This is a genomic window from Limnospira sp. PMC 289.06 (genome assembly GCF_032350395.1).
GTDB classification, from domain to species: Bacteria; Cyanobacteriota; Cyanobacteriia; order Cyanobacteriales; family Microcoleaceae; genus Limnospira; species Limnospira platensis.
On record NZ_JARPLC010000478.1, the window covers coordinates 1 to 501 of the forward strand.

Annotated in this window: 1 protein-coding gene and 1 pseudogene; both read left to right on the forward strand. The window is 45.7% G+C overall.

Going from position 1 to position 501, the window contains the following annotated elements:
• A pseudogene (locus P5674_RS25875) lies at positions 1-173 on the forward strand (reverse transcriptase N-terminal domain-containing protein); the annotation flags it as partial.
• Entirely contained in the window at positions 133-363 is a 231-nt protein-coding gene (locus tag P5674_RS25880; protein WP_014276363.1) for a reverse transcriptase domain-containing protein, read from the forward strand. The pseudogene P5674_RS25875 and the gene P5674_RS25880, both read left to right, overlap by 41 nt.
• Positions 364-501 lie beyond the last annotated feature (138 nt).

Here is a 501-nt window from a genome sequence, read left to right on the forward strand (position 1 = left end):
GCAAGAAAACAGCCGGAGTTGATGGAGTAAGAGCAATCTCTTCAAGACAAAGGTTCGAGCTTGTTAAGAACATTAAGGGAAATCTCAAATCAAAACCACTGCGACGGGTGTGGATACCAAAACCTGGCAGGGATGATAAAAGCTGGAATAGGAATACCCACAATCCAAGATAGAGCAAGGCAAGCCTTGGTCAAGTCGGCTCTCGAACCTGAATGGGAATCGAGATTTGAAGGTACAAGCTACGGGTTCCGTCCCGGACGGTCCGCCCATGACGCAATTGGCAGAATTTATACTGCCATAAATCAAGGACAATATTATGTTCTCGATGCCGATATAGCAAAATGCTCTTACCGTGAACCATGATTACCTACTGTCCAAAATTCATTGTCCAAGCCGCCTAAAAAGAGACCTGAAACAATGGCTCAAAGCGGGAGTGCTAGATAAAGGTGTATTTGAGGATACAGAAACAGGGACACCCCAGGGAGGGGTAATAAGTCCAAG